25 protein-coding genes are annotated in these 19,443 nt (G+C 67.8%); 6 read left to right on the forward strand and 19 right to left on the reverse strand.

All coding sequences use genetic code 11. The features are described 5' to 3' along the window. Positions 1 to 6: 6 nt before the first annotated feature. The 6 genes from Q7W02_27435 to Q7W02_27460 all read right to left on the reverse strand — a co-directional run bounded on the left by Q7W02_27435 (position 7) and on the right by Q7W02_27460 (position 5,782). Positions 7 to 1,374, reverse strand: coding sequence for a hypothetical protein (locus Q7W02_27435; protein ID MDO8479861.1), 1,368 nt, complete (start codon positions 1,372 to 1,374; stop codon positions 7 to 9). A 319-nt stretch (positions 1,375 to 1,693) separates the two neighbouring features. Continuing rightward, entirely contained in the window at positions 1,694 to 2,305 is a 612-nt protein-coding gene (locus tag Q7W02_27440; GenBank protein MDO8479862.1) for a rhomboid family intramembrane serine protease, read from the reverse strand. Then, on the reverse strand, positions 2,302 to 3,042 hold the full coding sequence (locus tag Q7W02_27445; protein MDO8479863.1) for a hypothetical protein: 741 nt from the start codon (positions 3,040 to 3,042) through the stop codon (positions 2,302 to 2,304). The genes Q7W02_27440 and Q7W02_27445 overlap by 4 nt, the downstream gene beginning before the upstream one ends. A 6-nt stretch (positions 3,043 to 3,048) precedes the next feature. Then, positions 3,049 to 3,906, reverse strand: a complete 858-nt coding sequence (locus Q7W02_27450; GenBank protein MDO8479864.1) for a DUF2167 domain-containing protein — start codon at positions 3,904 to 3,906, stop codon at positions 3,049 to 3,051. Positions 3,907 to 4,109: 203 nt separating this feature from the next. Further along, positions 4,110 to 4,985 carry a prolyl oligopeptidase family serine peptidase gene (locus Q7W02_27455; GenBank protein MDO8479865.1) on the reverse strand — a complete coding sequence of 292 codons (876 nt, stop codon included), beginning with the start codon at positions 4,983 to 4,985 and terminating at the stop codon, positions 4,110 to 4,112. A 557-nt stretch (positions 4,986 to 5,542) separates the two neighbouring features. Next, a complete protein-coding gene (locus Q7W02_27460; GenBank protein MDO8479866.1) occupies positions 5,543 to 5,782 on the reverse strand; it encodes a glutaredoxin family protein in 240 nt (79 codons plus the stop codon). A 170-nt stretch (positions 5,783 to 5,952) separates the two neighbouring features. On the opposite strand from Q7W02_27460, the gene Q7W02_27465 reads away from it, so the two are divergent. After that, positions 5,953 to 7,092 carry a sulfite oxidase gene (locus Q7W02_27465; protein ID MDO8479867.1) on the forward strand — a complete coding sequence of 380 codons (1,140 nt, stop codon included), beginning with the start codon at positions 5,953 to 5,955 and terminating at the stop codon, positions 7,090 to 7,092. A gap of 124 nt (positions 7,093 to 7,216) precedes the next feature. Beyond that, positions 7,217 to 7,414 (forward strand): hypothetical protein, encoded by a 198-nt coding sequence (locus Q7W02_27470; GenBank protein MDO8479868.1) that lies wholly within the window; start codon positions 7,217 to 7,219, stop codon positions 7,412 to 7,414. A 31-nt stretch (positions 7,415 to 7,445) separates the two neighbouring features. On the opposite strand, the gene Q7W02_27475 is transcribed toward Q7W02_27470, so the two are convergent. From Q7W02_27475 to Q7W02_27495, 5 genes are read right to left on the reverse strand one after another with little or no spacing between them, the layout of a single operon-like run. Next, entirely contained in the window at positions 7,446 to 8,222 is a 777-nt protein-coding gene (locus Q7W02_27475; GenBank protein ID MDO8479869.1) for a hypothetical protein, read from the reverse strand. 24 nt (positions 8,223 to 8,246) lie between these two features. Continuing rightward, the gene (locus Q7W02_27480; protein ID MDO8479870.1) at positions 8,247 to 8,501 is read right to left on the reverse strand and encodes a hypothetical protein; all 255 of its coding nucleotides are present in this window, start codon (positions 8,499 to 8,501) and stop codon (positions 8,247 to 8,249) included. Between the two features lie 22 nt (positions 8,502 to 8,523). Beyond that, positions 8,524 to 9,486: an LLM class flavin-dependent oxidoreductase gene (locus Q7W02_27485; protein MDO8479871.1), complete on the reverse strand. Its 963-nt coding sequence runs from the start codon at positions 9,484 to 9,486 to the stop codon at positions 8,524 to 8,526. A gap of 5 nt (positions 9,487 to 9,491) precedes the next feature. Next, a complete protein-coding gene (locus Q7W02_27490; GenBank protein MDO8479872.1) occupies positions 9,492 to 10,052 on the reverse strand; it encodes an HAD-IA family hydrolase in 561 nt (186 codons plus the stop codon). A gap of 55 nt (positions 10,053 to 10,107) precedes the next feature. Then, complete coding sequence (locus Q7W02_27495; protein ID MDO8479873.1) at positions 10,108 to 10,377, reverse strand: hypothetical protein; 270 nt, start codon at positions 10,375 to 10,377, stop codon at positions 10,108 to 10,110. A 26-nt stretch (positions 10,378 to 10,403) separates the two neighbouring features. On the opposite strand from Q7W02_27495, the gene Q7W02_27500 reads away from it, so the two are divergent. Both Q7W02_27500 and Q7W02_27505 read left to right on the forward strand, forming a co-directional pair. Beyond that, positions 10,404 to 11,423: a methionine synthase gene (locus Q7W02_27500; GenBank protein ID MDO8479874.1), complete on the forward strand. Its 1,020-nt coding sequence runs from the start codon at positions 10,404 to 10,406 to the stop codon at positions 11,421 to 11,423. Between the two features lie 11 nt (positions 11,424 to 11,434). Further along, positions 11,435 to 12,067, forward strand: coding sequence for a VTT domain-containing protein (locus Q7W02_27505; protein ID MDO8479875.1), 633 nt, complete (start codon positions 11,435 to 11,437; stop codon positions 12,065 to 12,067). On the opposite strand, the gene Q7W02_27510 is transcribed toward Q7W02_27505, so the two are convergent. The 3 genes from Q7W02_27510 to ggt form a co-directional block, all read right to left on the reverse strand. Further along, positions 12,054 to 12,617, reverse strand: a complete 564-nt coding sequence (locus Q7W02_27510) for an N-acyl homoserine lactonase family protein (GenBank protein MDO8479876.1) — start codon at positions 12,615 to 12,617, stop codon at positions 12,054 to 12,056. The genes Q7W02_27505 and Q7W02_27510 overlap by 14 nt on opposite strands. Next, positions 12,614 to 12,817: a hypothetical protein gene (locus Q7W02_27515; GenBank protein ID MDO8479877.1), complete on the reverse strand. Its 204-nt coding sequence runs from the start codon at positions 12,815 to 12,817 to the stop codon at positions 12,614 to 12,616. The genes Q7W02_27510 and Q7W02_27515 overlap by 4 nt, the downstream gene beginning before the upstream one ends. Positions 12,818 to 12,917: 100 nt before the next feature. Further along, positions 12,918 to 14,534, reverse strand: coding sequence for a gamma-glutamyltransferase (gene ggt / locus Q7W02_27520; protein ID MDO8479878.1), 1,617 nt, complete (start codon positions 14,532 to 14,534; stop codon positions 12,918 to 12,920). 85 nt (positions 14,535 to 14,619) lie between these two features. Here ggt and Q7W02_27525 point away from each other — a divergent pair, with 85 nt between their 5' ends. Next, positions 14,620 to 15,477, forward strand: a complete 858-nt coding sequence (locus tag Q7W02_27525; GenBank protein ID MDO8479879.1) for an alpha/beta hydrolase — start codon at positions 14,620 to 14,622, stop codon at positions 15,475 to 15,477. Positions 15,478 to 15,621: 144 nt separating this feature from the next. Here the strand turns inward: Q7W02_27525 and Q7W02_27530 are convergent, their stop codons facing one another. After that, positions 15,622 to 16,092, reverse strand: a complete 471-nt coding sequence (locus tag Q7W02_27530) for a GNAT family N-acetyltransferase (GenBank protein ID MDO8479880.1) — start codon at positions 16,090 to 16,092, stop codon at positions 15,622 to 15,624. Continuing rightward, positions 16,089 to 16,700, reverse strand: a complete 612-nt coding sequence (locus Q7W02_27535; protein MDO8479881.1) for a cob(I)yrinic acid a,c-diamide adenosyltransferase — start codon at positions 16,698 to 16,700, stop codon at positions 16,089 to 16,091. Before Q7W02_27535 ends, Q7W02_27530 begins: the two co-directional genes overlap by 4 nt. Positions 16,701 to 16,747: 47 nt before the next feature. Here Q7W02_27535 and Q7W02_27540 point away from each other — a divergent pair, with 47 nt between their 5' ends. Then, positions 16,748 to 17,191 (forward strand): CoA-binding protein, encoded by a 444-nt coding sequence (locus tag Q7W02_27540; GenBank protein MDO8479882.1) that lies wholly within the window; start codon positions 16,748 to 16,750, stop codon positions 17,189 to 17,191. A gap of 12 nt (positions 17,192 to 17,203) precedes the next feature. Here the strand turns inward: Q7W02_27540 and Q7W02_27545 are convergent, their stop codons facing one another. From Q7W02_27545 to Q7W02_27555, 3 genes are all read right to left on the reverse strand, one after another. Beyond that, positions 17,204 to 18,091, reverse strand: a complete 888-nt coding sequence (locus Q7W02_27545; GenBank protein ID MDO8479883.1) for an LLM class flavin-dependent oxidoreductase — start codon at positions 18,089 to 18,091, stop codon at positions 17,204 to 17,206. Positions 18,092 to 18,105: 14 nt separating this feature from the next. Beyond that, positions 18,106 to 19,074: a D-2-hydroxyacid dehydrogenase gene (locus tag Q7W02_27550; GenBank protein ID MDO8479884.1), complete on the reverse strand. Its 969-nt coding sequence runs from the start codon at positions 19,072 to 19,074 to the stop codon at positions 18,106 to 18,108. Between the two features lie 170 nt (positions 19,075 to 19,244). After that, a partial coding sequence (locus tag Q7W02_27555) for a zf-HC2 domain-containing protein (protein ID MDO8479885.1) occupies positions 19,245 to 19,443 on the reverse strand: 199 nt, incomplete at its 5' end.

A 19,443-nucleotide genomic window follows, 5' to 3' on the forward strand; every position in this document is an offset into this window, starting at 1 on the left:
CTCGCGTTATCCGGGAGGCGTCGCTGGCGCTCGAACGCTAAACAGCCTCACGAGGAACGCGTCAATTACAGCGTTCAGCATCATCAAGTCGTCGTCGATGCTCATGACCGCGAATCGGATGTACGCCTCGGACTCCTTCTTGACTACGACCGCATTTGTGGCGAGCGTCCGCAGCTTCCAGAGACGCCAGTGCGATATCTTCAGCGGTCCCAGGATTCTGATCATCGGCTCGGGAAACAATGCGTAGAACTTCGGGTCCTCCTCTCTCAGGATTGCGGCGATCTCTGCGTCCGTCTTTTGTGACTCCTCCGTCTCACTAACGATGTAGTTTGGCAGCAGCATGGCTCGGTGTGCGGCGGCATGCCTCGCGTCGGCCATCGCCGTGATCCACTCGCGTATCGGCCCCTCGCGAATATAAGCACGAAGCGCTGGGTCGCTTTCTCCGAGGGCTTTCCAGAGCGTAGCGCTCTCGATGCCGCAGTCTCTCTCTCGGAGGGCCAATTTCTTTGATTGATTCGCGATAAGCGCGAGATGCTCGAGCATGCCCCAGAGATAGAGGTAGAAATTCGTCATGTGGTAGCCGAGGAGCGTCCCGAACGCTCCCCAGAGGCCCCGCCGGTGGAAATAATCGAGCTGTAGCTCGTAGAACCGAACCATGTCGCGCGCGTACGCGAGAAGCGCATACCGATTGATCAGTGCGCTATGGACGTTGTCCCGGAGATCGGCTTCTAGATCTTGCCGCTTCGCCCAGTACCAGCTCGCCAGTCTCTTCTGCTTCCAGTGATTTATTTGGTAGTACACGTCGACGGTGAGCCGCCGCTCGGAGTCAACGGCCGACCAGAAAATCGAATGCCCGTGCGCACAGACTTCGATGACGTCGGTGAACTCGACGACGGGCACGATGCGAATGCGGTGGTGCTGAAGAAGGTCATAGCGTTGCCCGACAAGGACATCGTCGCCTGTCACGAGGCCGTCCGCTTGTGCGTCATCCGCCAGCGCGAGCAAAGATCGACGGCGCTGTTGCTCCGCAGAGTCGCCGCCAAGGGCCGCGCGCGCGGTCTCGGCCATATGGCTGTTCGCGACGAATCGCCCTGTCTCCCCACCATCCCGCACCTCTTCCAAATGTCCCCCTAGCAAAATCGTGAGGGGGTCCGAGACGTCGGCCGGCGCGACGCGGTCGATGGACCTAGGCCAGAGGAGTTTCACGTCGACAGGCCATTCGAGTGCACCAAGGTCTCGAATCAAGCGGAGAGCGCCGATGTTTTCCGACCCACCCAGCGCCGGCAGTGCGGTCGGGTCAACGAGGAATGAAAATACCCTCGTTGGAAAGGTTGCGAACGTGTTGCCGGGCGTCCCACGACGGAACTTCGCCACAGAAGGGCCCCCTTCCGCCTAGGGTCTAGGGTTGGAACTATACAGTGATGCGTCCATCCCGGCTTCTTCGCCACCTGCGTCTACTTGCGCCCCGGCGGCGGCACAGTGGGCGGAAGGTTGCTTGGAGATGAAGTGTGCCAACATCAACGAGGCTCCCTTCCCGCGCATAGCGCGACTTCTGCTTGCGCAAGATGCAAGTGAGAGGACGCAGCAGATCGGCCCCAGAGCGTGGATGATATAAAGCCCGATCCCACTCATGGCGCCGCGCGGCCCAGAGTCTTCCCTCCCGGCCGCGACGCTTCCCGTCCCACAGCCGCCCTCAAAACCAGTGCGCGAGCCAGCGGTGCAGCGGCTGGAGCCCGCGGGGCGCAAGGAGGATGGCCACGGCGAAGCCGATGATCGCGCCTCCCAGGTGGCCTTCGTGACTGACGCCCCCCCGCTTATTTTTCGTGATGAGGAAGATTGAGATAATCCCATAGCCCAGCATGAACACGGGGCCGGGAATCGGGATCGGCACGAAGACGAACGCAATCGAGGTGGTCGGATCGAGCACGACCGCCGCCATCATGATGCCAAACACGCTCCCGCTAGCCCCAAGACAGCGATACGTGGGATCGTCCTTGCGGAGGGCAAAGACCACGAGATCGGACCCGAGCCCGGCGGCCGCGTAGATCGCCAGGTATCGCGCGGACCCCACACCATTGAGGACCGTGGCCGAGAACGAGTAAAGCGCGAACATGTTGAACCCGAGGTGCAAGTAGCTCAGGTGCGCGAAGTGCGCGAGGAGCATGCCGAGGCCGTTCTCGCCACGGGCAACCTGATACGGCACGAACACGAACGCCTGGGCTTTCTGATCGCCGGCGCTCAAGGCCCGAAACCCGAAGAGGCTTACCACCACGTTCACGACGATGATCAGGAGCACGACGGTCATGGCTTGCGCCTGAGAGTGCCCAGATAGCTCCGGAGCTGCTCCTCCTCGATCGAGTCGGGGCTCGCCGCCTCGATGAGCTCCTCGGCCCGGTTCGCGATCCGCGTAAGAATGTCCTCCTTGGCGTCCGCGGAGGCCGTGGCGCTGAGAATCTGCGCTCCGTCGGCCTGGAGTAGGTGTGAGCTCGTGATCTTGCGAACCAGATTCGGAAGGAAGGCTGGACATATCAGGATCTCGACGCTCACCCACGCGGAGTGAGCGATCGTCAGCGCGAACCGCTGGCGTTGCCACCAGAGGCACCCGATGGCGGTGAAGGCGGTGGGGTACAGGACGGCCGCCGTATAGACGACGGCGGCATTGGAACCCACGAGCAGAGTCAGCGCGGGCCCGACGACGAAGAGCAGCGCGAAACCAGCCGAGGCGAGGACGCGCGGGACCAGGAGCGACGCCCTGAGCCGCTCCACCGCCTGGATCGTGGACTCGAGCGCGGCGTCGGGCGCCCACGGTTGACCCCAGGTGGCCACCAGGACGCCCCGATCGGGGCGGACGAGAGGGCCAAACTCCAGGACCCGTCCTGCGAGTGTGAATGGATTCGCGCTGAAGATCGCCGCGAGCCGACCTCGGCCCGCCTCCACGAGGAGCAGCTCCCGGGGCGACAGAAGCTTCGCCGCGTCAAACACGTACAGCAGCGCGGCGACACACCAGATCGCGTAGTCGGCGCCCCTCGTCTGATCGAGCACCGCGATCTAGCTCCGCCGGAACAACCTCCGGAAGAAGGCCGTCGCCGCGCCCCCGAAGGCGATCACACCGATGACGAGAAGCTTCCAGAACGCCTTGATGAACCCGGTCTTCGTGGCCACGACCGCCGCGCCGCCCAGCACCAGCGCGGCCAGCCCGTACTCAGCGACGCGATCCCCCGCCTTGAACTCGGCGTAGCGGTCGCCGGAGACGAAGTCGAACCCACCGAGGGAGGTCTTGAAAACGGCGATGTCCCGGTCGAGATCCTGCGGCTCGGAGACGAGCGTTGCATTCATGACCCCTCGTCGGCCGAGGATCCGGATCGTGTAGTTCACAACGGATCCGCGCTCCCCGCGAAGCCGCACCCCCCACTCCAGGCGCCGGGACGCCGCGTCATAGTGAGGCGGAACGTGCCAGCCTTCCGTATGGAGCGCGGGGAGGCCCAGGCGCTTGCGCTCTTCGTTGCTGGGCCCATCACTGTCCTGGAGTGATTTAAGCAGCGCGTTCGCATCCAGCTTCTCGTCATCCTTGACGTAGCCACTGTCGGCAAAGGAGAAGACGGCGAACCAGCCGGAGCGTTCGGACACCAGCGTGTAGTGGTTGTCGCGCCCAGGGTTCCGGTTGAGCTCGAGGAAGCGGCGGGTGTTCGGTCCATCGAGAAAGGCTTGACCGTCAGGAACCTTGATGGTCGCGGTGCTGCCAATCCGTCCCTCCGTCGGACCGCGCTGCCAGGCCAGCTCCCGGTACTCCCGCTCGACGTCCTCCTGGCTTCGGGGTTGCTGCGGTGAGGCCGGCAGCGCCATAAGGAGGACGCTGCCGAAGGCGGCGCACGCGAGAACACGAAGAGCCAGATCGTGACGGATCATGTGGCCTCCCTTCCGAGTCCTTTTCCGGGTAGAGCCAACGGGATCATAGCGCGGATGTCCCGTGGCATCGCGCGACGATCCTGTCAGACCGCGCGGGACAAGTCAAACCGGCAGGGAGTACCGCGATCACGCCGGCGCCGGGCTCCTTGCCGGGGCCGTCGATCAGGAGCGCGTTAGTCAGAACGGTGATGGCCATGGTGCCGTTATCGGGCGCTGGTGGCCTTCAGATTGACGTTAAGAAAGCGGACGAGGTCGGGAGTAAACACACTGAAGCCCTTGGGCCGGGTGAAGAGGAAGTGCCCGTTGTCTTCGAAGGCCGAGTAGAGGATGAACTGGACCGGATGCCCCTCCTTCTTGAGATCTTTCTCCAACTCGCGCCCCACATCGGGCTCGAGATTGAAGTCGTTCTTGGACCATAGAATCAGGACCGGCGCCGCGATCTTCTTGGCCGACTCGCGCCAGGCTCGGTCAAGGAGTGGCCACGACGTCTCACTGTTCCCTTCCCTCCACCTAAAGCCCCCTGCCAGGCTAACCACGGCACGGAATCGAGGCTCGCGGGCGGCAGCGAGAATTGTGACGAGGCCGCCCACGGAATGGCCGCCGACGCCGATCCTGTCCGGGTCGACGGAGGGTAATGTTCGCACATACTCGAATGCCGCGAGGAGGTCGTCGGCCTCGGCCTGGGCAGCCCGGAATACGTCTTCGGCCCCGGGGAGGAAGCCGCTCGTCCGTTGGAGCGAGTAGGTTTGTGTCGTGCCCTCGGATCCTCGGTATCCTCGACGCGCGACCCACAGCACCACGTAGCCCTCGCGGGCCAGCGCTTCGAGGTGGGAGCCGGGCGGCAACTGAGTCCATGGAGGCCCGCTGGCCACTTCCGCCGTCATCGAGCCGTGGGTATGGATGTAGGCGGGGAAGCGGCCTTCTCCCGGCGGGCGCGCCAGTACCCCCCGGATCTTAAGGCCCCCGCTCTGGAAGGTCACGGGTTCCTCCGAGAACTGCCCGCCCAGCTGCTGACCCGCGACCGTCAGCGTAGTGAGGCACACAAGACAGGCCGCCACGACCGGCGCCACTGCTCTCATCACTCGCACAAGCGCCTCCTTGACCGGAGCTGCACCTTCGCCTCGTGCATCCAGCCGGGATTTCCCAGATAAACCCATCGTCTCATCTCTCTCGTGTTGCTGATCGACCCGCACCGCTCTCTTCCTCGCCGGGCATCCGCCGCTCCATCGCCGCGCACCCCGCGTCACCCGGCACCTCGGCGCAAGGGATCAGCGCCGGCCACGACCACCCAGTCACCTCGCGCATCCGCGCCTTCGCGACGTTCACGCGCCGGACGTCGATCCCCTGGCCAAGCGTTGATGGCGATCACACCTTCTCACGAAGCCGCCACGTTCATCTTGGGCTTTGTGCTGATCATGTGCTAGGTGAGCCGGAGGTCGTCGCGACTGATGGGCTCGCGTGAGAAGGCTGTCTCTCGTTGAGACGGACCAAGCGCGCGGGAAAGAAGAAGCGCGCCACAAGTGCTTGACCTGCGGCGCCCCCGGGGCCCCGATTACGAATCAGTTGCTCTGCCACTGAGCTACCCCGGCGAGTCCTGGCAACGTCCTCGAGCGGCACAGGCGAGTATAGCAAAACCCTACTCACGCACCAGTGCCTCGATCTGGTCGCGGTGCCCGCGGAAGCCGAGGAAGACGCGCTCGTCGATCACGATCGTGGGGACTGCGCGCCGACCCGCCAGGCCGAATACCTCGGCGCTGGCATCGGGGTCGCGCCCGACATCGCGCACGTCCACGGCCGCGCCACGCGACTGGAAGAACGCCAGCGCGGCTTCGCCGTCGGCATTGCCCTCCGTGGTGACCAGCAGCACCTTCTTCACGGCGCCCCAAAAATACAACCGCGCGCCCGCGTGCGGGTGGGCCGCGCTGTGACGGCCGGCTCCTTGTCCTCGTGTGAGCGCCCTTGTACAATCGCCGCAACCGCTGCCGCCCATGCGCACGGGGATGACGCAGCACGGACAAACCGCCCGCACACACCGGGGAGGGCATCATGGACCAGAGGCTCACACGTCGCGCGTTCGTGATCCACGTAGGCGCTGCAGCCGCGCTTTTGGGGCGCGTCGTCCCGGCCGCCGCTCAGACCTCGCCGGCGCCGGTGGCCGGCAAGGACAAGCTGATCGTGCGGAGCCCCCGTCCGATGAACCTCGAGACGCCGCTCAAGGACTTGGGCGCCGACATCACCCCGACCGATCTCTTCTTCGTCCGGAACAACTACGACGGGCCGGAGATCGACGCCAGCCAGTACGTGCTCAAGGTGGATGGAGAAGTGGACAACCCGCTGACCCTCCGCCTGGACGACCTCAAGCGGATGGAGCAGATCACCCAAACCATCACGCTCGAATGCGCGGGCAATGGGCGCAGCTTCTACTCTCCCAAGGCCCCCGGCCTTCAGTGGGAGAACGGCGCGGTGGGCACCGCCGTCTGGAAGGGGGTGCGGTTGTCCGACGTCCTGCGCCTGGCGCGCCCCCGTCCCGGCGCCTCCCACGTCGTGCCGGACGGCAATGACGCGCCCCCGACGCCTCAGGCGCCGGACTTCATCCGCAGCCACCCCATCTGGAAAGCGATGGAACCGCACACGATGATCGCCCTCGAGATGAACGGCCGGCCGCTGCCCCACCTCCACGGTGGGCCCGCGCGGTTGATCGTTCCCGGCTGGATCGGCTCGGCGTCGCTCAAGTGGTTGGTGCGGCTCACGCTGGCGGACAAGGAGTGGGACGGCGCATTCATGCAGCGGAGCTACCGCTCCCCACGGGTCGAGGATCCCAAGCAGACCTATTCGCTTCAGTCTCTCGAATGCAAGTCCCTGATCATGAGCCCGCTCGACGGCGCGAAGATGGCGGCCGGCGCGCAGATGATCCAGGGGTACGCGTGGGCGGGAGAAGGCTCCGTCACCGGCGTGGATGTCTCCCTCGACGGCGGCAAGACGTGGGCGCCGGCCGCGCTGAGCGGCGCGGCGCACCGGTACGCCTGGCGCCGGTGGGAGTTGCCATGGACGGCGGCCGCCGGCGCGCACACCATCATGGCGCGGGCCACCGACTCGCTCGGCCGCGTGCAGCCCGGCGGCAAGGCGCGCGATCCGCAGGGCTACCGCTGGAACGTGATCCACGCCGTCCGGGTCGATGTGGCGTAGCCGTTTCTCACGAGCCCTGGCAGCGCTGATCCTCGGAGTCACCCTGGGCTGGGGTTGGAGCTGGAGCGAGCGAACGGGCGGGAGCGCGGGTCCGCCCAGCCTCTCGGCGCAGGCCGCCAATCCCTTGCCTCGAGACCGCGACCAGCAGATGGTGAGCGGACGCTGCATCATCTGCCACAGCCTCGAGATGATCGCCCAGCAGCGCCAGACGCGCGCCGAATGGGCAGTCATCGTGGATCGGATGATCAGCTACGGCATGCCGGTCGGGCCGGGTGACAGGGAGCGGATCCTCGCCTACCTCACGAAGCAACTCGGCCAATGACGGCGGCGCGCCGCCTGATTGGTCTCGTCCGCTAGACGGCAGCCACCGAAGGCGGCGCGTCCACCACGGTCTGATAGTTCGGGTCACGCCTGAGCCGCCAGATGAAAGCGTCCACGACGAAGTGGTGGATGTTGATGGTGGCGGTGACGAGCAGACCGCTCTGCACGATGCCGAAGCCCATGAGCCAGTACGTCTGCGGCCAGCGGTAGAAGAGCACCCAGCCGAGGATGAGGCACGTGACGTAGAAGGTCGCGGTGTGGAAGAACCACCCGTGGGCGTTCGACGCTCGCCGCTCCTGGTCCCTGATATGGAACACGCTCACGATGGCCAGGTACTGCAGCCCGTGGAACACCGTCGCCCAGACAAAGGCGTTGAAGTAGTTGAAGAGCGTCCACCAGATGGCGTTGGACACGATCACCGCCAGGCTGATCATCGGCAGAGCGAGCGAACGCCGTGAGCGGAGCCAGAGGAAGAGTGCGGCGGGAGCCGCGAGCGAGAGCACGGTCAGCGTCTGCGCCACCGCCGTCCGCATCGGAAAGCCCGTGTAAAAACCGCGTGGCAGCACGAGGGCCATTCCGCCGTCGGGGTGGATGAGCGTCCAGAAGAACGGGACGAGGCAGGCCCAGAGGATCCACCGCTTGTCCGCGACTTCGAGGGCGCAGCCCGAGCGGTAGGCGTACATCACGCTCAGGCCGTAGGCCTGCCGCGAGTAGTGATAAGGCGACCACACGAGGTAAAGCGCGAAGAGGTAGCGCCCAAAGGGCTCGCCCACGACAAGCGCCGCCGTCACGACTGCGACGGCGATCACCGGGAAGGCCAGCGTCAGGAACGGCTAGGTCTTGACGGCGTCCGGCTTGGTGTACAGCCGCACCGTGGACGCCGCGAAGTGGGCCCAGTTCGATACTAGGATGGCCCACCAGAGGAAGGGATCGTTATCCGGGAAGTTGAACCCGCCCCAGTAGAGAATGCCGCCCGCGACCCAGCTCAGGAGCCCGCCGATCAGGAGGTAGTCGAAGGCGGGGCCCACGAGCATCTTGCCGAGCCGGACCGGGCTCGACGGGGTCATGGAAGCGGCGACGCCGTCCATGCTCCCACCGTAGCACAGCGGGTCAGAAAGCCGCGCCAGCCTCGAGCGTAGGCAGGTAGTGGGGTGCGTCCGGGAAACCGATTGGGCGAATGGCCAGCAGCGTGACGCCGGCCGCACGATAGGCCGCCATGAAGGCCCGGAGCGTCTCGGCGTCGCCGACGGCGCCCAAACCCCGCGCGAGGCGATCGTCCACGGCCGCGGGACCCGGTGCGGCGCTCCAGGCGGCGATCTCGGCGCCGAAGCCGGACTTCTCCAGCATGGCGCGGTAAAAAGGCAGGGCCAGGTAGCGCGCGAGCTCGCCCTTGAAGGCCGCCGCAGCCGCGACGCGGTCCGCGGTCACCGCCGCCGGTACCGAGGCCACGATCTCGAAGCCGTCGAGCGCCTTGCCGGCCCGCTCGCGCCCGCGCCGGATGGCGGGCACCGCGTGCTCGCGGATGTAGGCAGGGGCGCAGAGCCAGAGCACCGCGCCGTCGGCGATCTCGCCGGCGAGCTCGAGCATCGCAGGCCCCAGCCCCGCCAGGTAGATCGGCGGCGGCGCCGGCAGCCGCGGCACCCCGCTCTGCCACGCCACGCGATAGCGCGGCCCGGCATGCTCGACGTGGCCAGTAAGCGCCTGGCGCAGAACCGCGACATATTCGCGGACAACCTCGAGCGGCCGGCCCATGTCGAGGCCGAGAGCGCCTTCCATCATCGAGCGGTGGCTCACGCCGATGCCGAGGCGGAGCCTGCCGCCCGAGACCTCCTGAAGCGTCAGGGCCTCCTGGGCCAGCACCACCGGGTGGCGCGGATAGATCGGGATGACGCCCGTGCCCAAAGCGACGCGGGGCGCGGCGTGCGCGTACGCCGCCAAAACATGGAGCCCGTCGCGCCCGAGGCCGTGGGTGACCCACACGCTCTCGTAGCCCGCCCCGTCGGCCCGCCGGGCGAGGTCCACGGCCGCGGCGAGATCGGCGCCGGGGGACAGGAAGATCGCGGTGCGCGGCATGGCGCTCAGCGCCGCGGCGCCACGCCGAGGGTGGCCAGCTGGGCGCGGAGGTCGTCGCCCTTGTCCACGCGGAACAGCACGGCCCGCATTCCCACCTGGCGCGCGGCTTCGACGTTGGTGTCGAGGTCGTCGACGAAGACGCACTCGCGCGGCTCGAGGCCGAGCCTCTCTGCCGCCAATACGTAGATCGCGGGCTCAGGCTTGGCCATGCCCACCTCGGCCGAGCAGACGATGTCGTCGAAGAGCTGGTGGATGCCGATATCCCCTTCGAGGCGCTCCCGCAGCGAGATGTCGGCGTTGCTCAGGATGGCGAGCTTGTGGGAGGCGCGGAGCTCGCGGACAAGGCGGAGGTTGGGCTCGATGGCGCGCTGGGAGGCCCGCCACTCCTCGTGCAGCGGCGGCAGCGGCCGACCCGCGCGCTCCTCGAGCATCCGATGCGCGGCCTCGAGCCATGCCTGCCGGTCGCCGCCGCCGCGCTCGACGGCCTCCCACGTCCCCGTGCGGTAGAGCGTCTCGAAGACGGACGAGCGGGGCAGCCCGTGCGCGTGGTCGAGCTCGCGAGCCACGTCCCAGCGCATGTCCCAGAGGACACCGCCGAAGTCGAAGATGATGCCGCGCAGACTAGTACTTGCCTTTCGGAGACGGGGTCTTGGTGGGATCCGGGGGCTTGATCGGCGCCCCGATGTCGCCGCCCAGGGAAGCCCAGCCGCGCTGCTTCAGGCACTCTTCGTCGAGCTTCTTCTTCTTGTCGGTGCAGACCAGGCGGTCGCGCTCGAAGTCCGCCGCCGTGTAGTCCACGTTGGGTTTGTACCACTGCTTGTCGGACTCCGCCGACGAACAGGCCGCCAGCGCGAGCGCCACGACGGAGAGGAGGAGAATCAGGCGCCTCATGCCCGGCATGATACCATGCCGCCGGAATGCTCGACACGACCATAGCCGGCAGTTTGCCGAAGCCCGCGTGGCTCGCCGCGCCGAAGACGCTCTGGGCGCCGTGGCGCCTCGAGGGCGCGGCGCTCGACGAAGGCAAGCGCGACGCCGTCCGCCTCGCCCTCCGCGACCAGGAGGAGGCCGGCATCGACATCGTCACCGACGGTGAGCAGACGCGGCGCCACTTCGTCTGGGGCTTCGTCGAGCAGCTGGACGGCGTGGACTTCTCGAAAATGGTCACGATCGGCATCCGCGCCGACCGCTACAAAGCAAATGTCCCGACGGTGACAGCGCCGCTCCGCCGGCGCGGCCCGATCCATACCGAAGAGATCCGCTTCCTCCGCGGGGAGACGCGGCGCCCGGTCAAGTTCACGATCCCGGGGCCCATGACCATCGCCGACACCATCCACGACGCCCACTACGGCAGCCGCGCCAAGCTCGGCATGGCGCTGGCCGCCCTGATCAACGAGGAGGCGCGGGAGCTCGCCGCGCTCGGCCTGGACGTGATCCAGCTCGACGAGCCGGCCTTCAACGTCTACATGGACGAGGTGCGCGACTGGGGCGTCGCCGCCCTCGACCGCGCCGTCGAGGGCCTCGCGTGCAAGACGGCGGTGCACATCTGCTACGGCTACGGCATCAAGGCCAACACCGACTGGAAGAAGACGCTCGGCGGCGAGTGGCGACAGTACGAGCTGACCTTCCCCCTGCTGGCCCGAAGCCGCATCGGCGCAGTCTCGCTGGAATGCGCGAACTCGCGCGTGCCGATGTCGCTAATCGGCCTGCTCGGCGGCAAGGACGTGCTGGTGGGCGCCATCGACGTGGCGAGCGACAGGGTGGAGACACCGGCGGAGGTCGCCGCCGTGATCCGCGAAGCCATGAAGCACGTGAAGCCCTCGCAGATCTTCCCCTGCACCAACTGCGGCATGGTGCCGCTCGACCGCGAGCTCGCGCGCGCCAAGCTCCGCGCGCTCGGCGCCGGCGCGGCCCTCGTCCGCCGCGAGCTCGTCTAGCCCTGCCGCGCATGGACTTCCTCTACGGCATCCTCACCGGCTCGTACTCTCTCGACGCGCTCATCCAGTGGGGCGGCTATGTCTTCCTGGTCGCCATCGTCTTCGCCGAGACGGGCCTCCTGATCGGCTGCTTCCTGCCCGGCGACTCGCTGCTGATTACCGCCGGGCTGCTTGCGGCGGCCGGCCACCTCAATATCTGGTGGATCAACGTGCTGCTGATGGCCGCGGCCATCATCGGCGACAGCGTCGGCTACGCGATCGGCGCGCGCCTGGGCCCACGCATCTTCACGCGGGAGAAATCCCTGCTCTTCAACCCCAAGCACGTGATGCGGACGCGGCATTTCTATGAGAAGTACGGACCCAAGACCATCGTCATTGCGCGCTTCGTGCCCATCATCCGCACCTTTGCGCCCGTCCTGGCCGGCGTGGGCGCGATGCAGTATCGCCGCTTCCTGACCTACAACGTGGTGGGCGGGATCGGCTGGGTCGCCTCGATGAGCTTCGCAGGCTACGGCCTCGGCCGGGTCGTGCCAAACATCTCCAAGTACATGCACGCGGTGGTGATCACCATCATCGTGCTGTCCTGCATCCCCATCGCGGTGGAGATCTACCGCGAGCGCCGCAAGGCCTCTAGGCGATTTTGATGATGCCCGGCTCGACCTGGTCGAAGCGGGTGGCGACCTCGGGGTCGTGGCCGACGACCACGCGCTCCTTCGAGCCGGCCAGCGCGTCGATGGTCTCGAAGCCCGCCAGCATCTGGGGCAGGTTGGTGATGATCTGGACGGGGTCGCGCCGCTCGATATTGCGGTAGAAGTGCGAGGCGTCCGACGTCAGCACCACCGTGCCCTTGGCCGTGGGCACCGAGACCACCTGCAGCCCCGCGGTGTGCCCGCCTACCCAGTGCACCTTGATCCCCGGCAGCACCTCGGCCTCGCCGGTGACGAGCTTGACGCGCCCGCTGTAGTTGAACCGAACGAGCTGCGCGAGCGACTCCGGCAGCGCAAACGAGCGATAGTTCTCGTGCTGCCCGGCGATGCCTGTCCAGAACTCGAGCTCCTCGCGCTGCACCCAGAAGGTGCTGGCCGGAAAGTACGGATAGCCGCCCCAGTGGTCCCAGTGCAGGTGCGAGACCAGCGTCACCGGCACCTCGGCCGCCTTGACGCCGACCCGCGCGAGCATGTCCGCTGGGCTCACGAAAGCGCGCAGCTCCTTGAGCCTGGCGTCGGGCTCCGTGCAGCCGTGTCGACGACGATGGGGTACGGGCCGCCCAGGATGACCCAGACGAAGAAGTGAAGCGTCAGCGGCTTCTGCGAGGCCTCGCGGAAGAAAAACTGGCCTTCCTTGGTCTCCCGCTCGCCGTATTTCAGCGCATAGATCTGATAGGTCGCGGCCATGAAGCTCCCCCTCATTCCCTCAGCCCTCGCCTCGTCGCTCGAAGCGAGCGTCTCGGCTCGAAGGGCAACCCTCTCCCCGCAGGGGAGAGGGATTCGATGTTTAGTAGCCGACGGCGGCGCCGTCGCTGCGGGGGTCGGAGCCGCCGAGCTTCGCACCGGTCACCGGATCGATGGTGATGCCGTGAGCGTGGCCCGCCAGCTCCTCCCACGACGGCCAGCGGTTGATTCGGTGGCCGCGGCGCTCGAGCTCGGCCATCGTGGCAGCCGGGAAGCGGCCCTCCATGTTCAAGAGATCTCGCGGGTCGCCGAGGACGAAGCGCCCGGCCAGCCAGCGCGGAGATTGCACCGCCTGCTGGATGTCGAGGCCGAAGTCGATCATGGCCGTGTAGGCCTGCAGGTGGATCTGGGGCTGGCCGTCGGCGCCCATGCAGCCGAAGACCTGCCAGAGCGCATCGCCCTTGAAGGCGAGCGAGGCGATCAGCGTGTGGAGCGGGATCTTGCCCGGCTCGAGCCGGTTCGGATGCGCGGGGTCGAGCGAGAAGTACGCGCTCCGGTTCTGGAGCACCACGCCCGTCCGCCCCGCCACCATCCCTGAGCCGTACACGCCGTAGACGCTTTGGATGAACGAGGCGGCATTGCCCTGGGCGTCCACGGCGCAGACGTAGACGGTGTCGCCGGCGAGGCTGCCGGAGGACGGCACGCGGTCCCACGGGAGTGCCCGCGCCGGATCCATGAGCGTGCGGCGCTCATCGGCGTACGCCTTCGACACGAGCCGCGCCACGGGCACTTTGACGAACTCCGGGTCGGCGATCAGCCGGTCGCGGTCGTGGAAGGCGATCTGCTTGGCCTGGACGAGAAGATGGACGACGTCGGGGCCGAGGGGGTCGAGCCGCGAGAGATCGTAGGGCTCGAGGAGGTTCAGCATCTGGAGCACCGAGAGCCCCTGGGTCGGCGGCGCCGTCTCGTAGACGGTGACGCCGCGATAGGTCGTCGAGGCGGGCTCGCCCCAGCGCGCGCGCTGCTCGGCCAGATCGCGCTCGGTGAAGAGGCCGCCGTGCTCGCGGGAGAAGCGCGCCATCTCCCGCGCGGTCTCGCCCTCGTAGAAGCCCGCGCGGCCGAGCGCTCCGATCCGCTCGAGCGTCAGCGCGAGATCGGGGTTGCGCAGGCGCTGCCCCGCCCGAGGCGGCGTGCCTTCCGGCAGGAAGATCGCCGCGGCTTCCGCGCTCCCGGCAAGGACGCCGGCCGTCGCCGCGGTCCATGCGGCCAGCCGCTCGGTGACGGCGAAGCCGTCGAGCGCGTAGCCGATGGCCGGGGCGAGATCGCGCGCAAGCGGGAGCCGGCCGAGCGCGGCGTGCGCCTCGCACCAGCCGGCCACGGCTCCGGGCGTTGTGAGCGTGGCGGGGACGACGCCGCGAAACGGGATCTCAGCGAGCCCGCGCCGGCTGAACCAACTGAGCGTGCCGGAGGCGGCCGCGCGACCGCCCGCGTTCAGGAAGCGGACGACCGCACGCTCGGCGTCCCAGATGAGCCAGAACTGATCGCCGCCGACGCTCGTCATGTGGGGATAGATGACGGACAGCACCGCGCTCGCGGCGATGGCGGCGTCCACGGCGGAGCCGCCGACCTTCAGGATCTCGACCCCGGCCTCCGAGGCCAGCGCGTGCGGGGACGACACCATGCCGTTCCGCGCCATCGTCACCGGCCGGCCCGTCTCCACGTCCGCCTCCTTGCGTGCACCGCCTCGCGCATGGTAGAAGCCGGGCAAGGATAGCACGGCCACCTTCCAACGAAGAGAGGACGGCATGCCCACAGCGCGCGTCAACGGCGTCACGCTCTACTACGAAGAGACCGGCAGCGGCTTCCCGCTCATCTGGTGCCACGAGTTCGGCGGCGACTATCGCTCGTGGGAGCCGCAGGTGCGCTACTTCTCGCGCCGCTACCGCGTCATCACCTGGAACTACCGCGGCTACCCGCCCTCCGAGGTGCCGCAAGACCCCGCCGCCTACCGCAACGAGATTCTCGTCGAGGACCTGGCCGGGCTCATTCGCCATCTCGGCATCGAGCGGGCCCATATCGGCGGCTTGAGCATGGGCGGCAACATCACGCTCAACTTCGGCATCGCGCACCCGGAGATGGCCGAGAGCCTCAGCATCTGCGGCTGCGGCAGCGGGACGTTGGGGCGCGAGACCTTCCTGGCCGACGGCGAAAAGCGGGCGCAGCAATTCCTCACTGAGGGCATCGAGGCCAAGGTGCGGAGCTTCGCCGGGCTCGCCTCACGGCGCGGCTTCGCCGAGAAGGACCCGCGCGGCTGGGCCGAGTTTCTGCGGCAGGTGCGCGACCACTCGACCGTGGGCTCGGCGCACATGCTGCGCGGCGTCCAGATGAAGCGGAAGACGGTCTTCGAGCTCGAGCCCGAGCTCAAACGGCTGGACGTGCCCTCGCTCATCGTGGTGGGCGACCAGGACGAGCCCTGCCTCGAGCCCGGGCTCTTCATGAAGCGCCACATCCCTCACGCGGGGTTCGTCATCCTGCCGATGACCGGGCACACTGCGAACATCGAGGAACCCGGGCTCTTCAATCTTCACATCGCCGAGTTCCTCGCGGCCGTCGAGAACGGCCGCTGGGGCACGTGGAAGGCGGAGAAGCCCGGCCGGCGCTAGAGGGTGAAGCGCTGGAAGAAGCGCCACATCTTGAGGTTGGCGTCCACGAGCGCCGTCGAGGGCCCGAGGAGACGCGGTAGATAGTCCTGGAGCCCGCCGGGCCTGCGAAGAGCGCGACAATCGCGAGCGCAATGGCCGCGGCCCTCACAGCACGCGCTCCATCCAGATGTCGGCGCGGTGGTTGTCGTTGTAGCGCGGGATCTCGCTGAAGCCGTAGGCGCGGTAGAGGTGGACGGCTGCCTCGAGCTTGGCCTGGGTGTCCAGGCGCAGCGCGCGGCAGCCGAGCCGGCGCGCCTCGTCGAGGCAGGCGTCCATGAGCCGGCGGCCGAGCCCCCTGCCCTGGCAGGACAACCGGAGCCACATGCGCTTGAGCTCGCCCACGCCGGGCTCCAGGAGCCTCACCGCCGCCGTCCCCACGACCTCGCCCGTCGCGTCGGCGACCAGCAGCAGCACGCCCGTCCTGCCGTCGTACTCCTCCTGCCAGTGGGCGATGTCGTGGTCGAGGCCTTCGGCGTCGAGCGCGTCGCCGATGTAGCTGAGATAGTCCGCGAGCTCGCGCGCGACCGCGGCGTGGTCCTCCGGCAGCGCGCGCCGGATGGTGAAGCCGGCGGTCATGTCCTCTTGCGCGCGTGGGAAGCGAGCCCCCGCTCCCAGAGATATTCCGTCTCGCCGCCCTTCTTGCCGACCCAGCGTGAGAGCACGAAGAGGAGGTCGCTCAGCCGGTTGACGTAGGCGAGCGGCCAGGGGCTGAGCGGCTCGATGCGCGAGAGCACCAGGATCCGGCGCTCGGCGCGGCGGCAGACGGTGCGCGCCTGGTGGAGGAAGCCGCCGACCCGCCCGCCGCCTGGGAGCACGAAGGACTTGAGCGGGGCCAGGTCCTTCTGGCACTGGTCCATCAGCGCCTCGAGCGCCTTGACCTGCGCCCCGCCGACGCGGTGCATGCCCTCGTAGGCCGCGTCGTCGGGCGTCGCCAGCTCGCTGCCCAGATCGAACAGCTCGTTCTGGATCCGGCGGAAGACGCCGTCGAGCCAGCGCGGCGCCTTGCCCTTCTTGAGGCGCTCCGCGTTGAAGACGCGCGCGAGGCCGATGATCGAGTTGAGCTCGTCGATCGTGCCGTAGGCCTCGATGCGGGGGGCGTCCTTCGGAACGCGCCGCCCGCCGACGAGCGCGGTGTCGCCCTTGTCGCCGGTGCGGGTGTAGACGCGCGTGATGCGAATCGCCATGCGGGAACCCTCCAGCGACGAGGCTAGCACATTGGTACACTTGTAACATGGCCGACTGGAGGGAGAACCTGGTGGAGTCGAGCGAGGGTGTGGCCGCCATCCTCGCCGAGACGAAGCGCATCGCGGTGCTCGGCATCAAGACGGAAGCTCAGCGCGGCCAGGCGGCCTTCTACGTCCCCGAGTACATGGCGGAGGCCGGCTACGAGATCGTGCCCGTCCCCGTCTACTACCCGGACGTCAGCGAGATCCTCGGGGAGCCCGTGTACCGAACCCTCGCGGAAATCCCCGAGCCCGTGGACATGGTCAACGTTTTCCGCCGCGCGCAGGACATCCCGCCGCACCTGCCCGACATCCTCGCGGCAAAGCCGCGCGTCGTCTGGATGCAGCTCGGCATCCGGAACGACGAGGTCGCAGAAGCCCTCGCGCGCGCAGGCATCAAGGTAGTCCAGGACCGCTGCCTGATGGTCGACCACCGCCGGCTCCGCCGGTAAACAGGTCGCCGCCTAGAGGTGGGGCAGGACCTTCTGAGAGAAAAGCTGTGTTCCTTCCGGGCGGGGCGCGTCGGCGAAGTTGACCGTGAGCCGATCGGCCCCGCGCCCGATCAAACCCAGCAGGGTCTCGGTCACCTGGGCCGGCGTGCCGGCCAGGCGGATGTCCTGCATGGGCCGGATGTGAGGCTGCGCCTTCAGCCGCTCGACCTCGCCCTCGGTCTCGGCGATCAGGATGCCGACGCGGATGACCTGCGTGATCTCGTCATAGTCGCGGCCGACATCCCGGCAGTGGCTCTTGAGCACCTCCTGCTTGTGGGCATACGTAAGGTCGTCGCGGAAGCTGTAGTTCCACCAGTCGGCGTGCTTCGCCACGGCGCGCAGCAGGTATTTCTCGCCGTGGCCGCCCACGACGATGGGCGGAATGGGGTCGGGCTTCGGCTCGCAGTAGGCGCCGTTGATCTGATAGTGCTCGCCCTGATACGTCGCCGGCGACGTGGTCCACATGAGCCGGATCAGCTCAATGGCCTCGCTCAGCTGGGCGATGCGAACGCGCGTCGGCGGGAAGGGCCAGCCGTAGGCGCGATACTCCTCCTCGTTCCAGCCGGCGCCGATGCCCAGCATCACTCGCCCGCCGGACAGCGCCTGCGCGGTCGCGACCATCTTGGCCAGATGGGCCGGATTGCGAAAGCTATTGCAGAGCACTTCGTGGGTGCAGAACTTGTCGGGATAGCGCGCGAGCGCAAACGCGAGCAGCGTCCAGCCTTCGGCGACCTTGTTCGCGCCGTACTGGACATGGTCGGGGAACCAGAGCGACTCGAAGGGGCCGGCGCTTTGGTCCAGGTACGGGAAGAGGCTCTCTACCAGCCTCGACCAGACATTGAGACCCACGGGTATTGGCATCGACGGCTCGGCTCCTAGAACCAGCTGGACTTGTCCACCACGTTTCGCAACGGCTGTCCGGCCAGGAAGCGGCGGCTATTGTCGAGCAGGATGTCATAGCGGCGCTCGTCCAGGTAGGGACCAAAGCCGGCGGTGTGCGGCGTGATGAGCACGCCGGGCATGGTCCACAACGGGTGATCGGCCGGCAGCGGCTCCTGCTCGAAGACGTCGAGCCCGGCCCCGGCGATCTCGCCGGCCTTGAGCGCGGCGGCGAGGTCGTCGAGACGCGTGGTCATGCCGCGGCCGATATTAATGAAGAAGGCGCTGCGCTTCATGAGCCGGAACCGCGCGCGATTCATGAAGCCTTCGGTGGCCGGCGTATGCGGCACGGTGAGGATGACGAAATCGGCCCGCGGCAGGAGTGAGTCGAGCGCCGCCTGGCCGTACAGCTCCGCCATGCCGGGCGGCGCTTCCCGGCGGCGCGCGTCCACCCCGATCACCCGCATCCCGAAGGCGGCGGCGAGCCGCGCGGCCTCCGCGCCTATGCCGCCCACGCCGACGATGAGCGCCGTCGCCTCCGGCAGGTGGACGACCCCGGTGTCGTGCGGCGCCGGGCGCCACTCGCGTTTGAGCTGCTGCGGCAGGTACTGCTGCAGCCCGCGCGCGAAGGCCAGAATGAAGGCCATGATGTGCGCGCCGATATGGTCGTTATAGATCTCGCGGAAATTGGTCACGACCGCCGGGTGCGCGATCAGCTCCGGGTAGTACCAGCCGGCGGGCGGCGCCGCCTGGGGCGCCTGGATCCAACGGAGCCGCGAAGCCTCTCGCAAGAGCGCGGGCGGCATGGTCCCGAAGGCGGCCTCAGCCCGGCCGACGGCTCCCGCGGCCTCGGCCCCATCCTCGGCGACGACGACGGACAGCTCCGGCAGTGCGGCGGCGAGGCGTTTGGCCCATTCGCGCGTGGTCGAAGTCTGCGGCGGCAGCATGAGGAGAGTTGCGCCCATCGGGCCTCGACACTACGCGCTTTGGACCGCGCCGGTCAACCCGCCCTGGGCCAAGTTGCGAGCCAGACGAGGCCCGAGGGAGGAGTCAGCCCGAGGCGTATGTGGCTATACGTTGAGGGCTGGCGACGACCGAGAACGAAGTCTGGCGAAGTAAATCGGCCCGGCGGGGGCTAGTGCTGGGCGGAGCGCTTCAGGAACGCCCGCAGCTTTTCCTTCAGCTCCGGGGGCAGCGTCGTCTCGCGGAGTCGCTTGGCGGCGTCCACGGTGCCCTTGTAGGTCCTGACGAAGGCGACGCAGGGGCCGCACCCCTCGAGGTGCCACTCGAGGAGCTCGGCCTGGTGCCGGGGCAGGGAGCCGTCGACGTAGTCG

This window comes from Candidatus Rokuibacteriota bacterium (assembly GCA_030647435.1).
GTDB lineage: Bacteria > Methylomirabilota > Methylomirabilia > Rokubacteriales > CSP1-6 > AR37.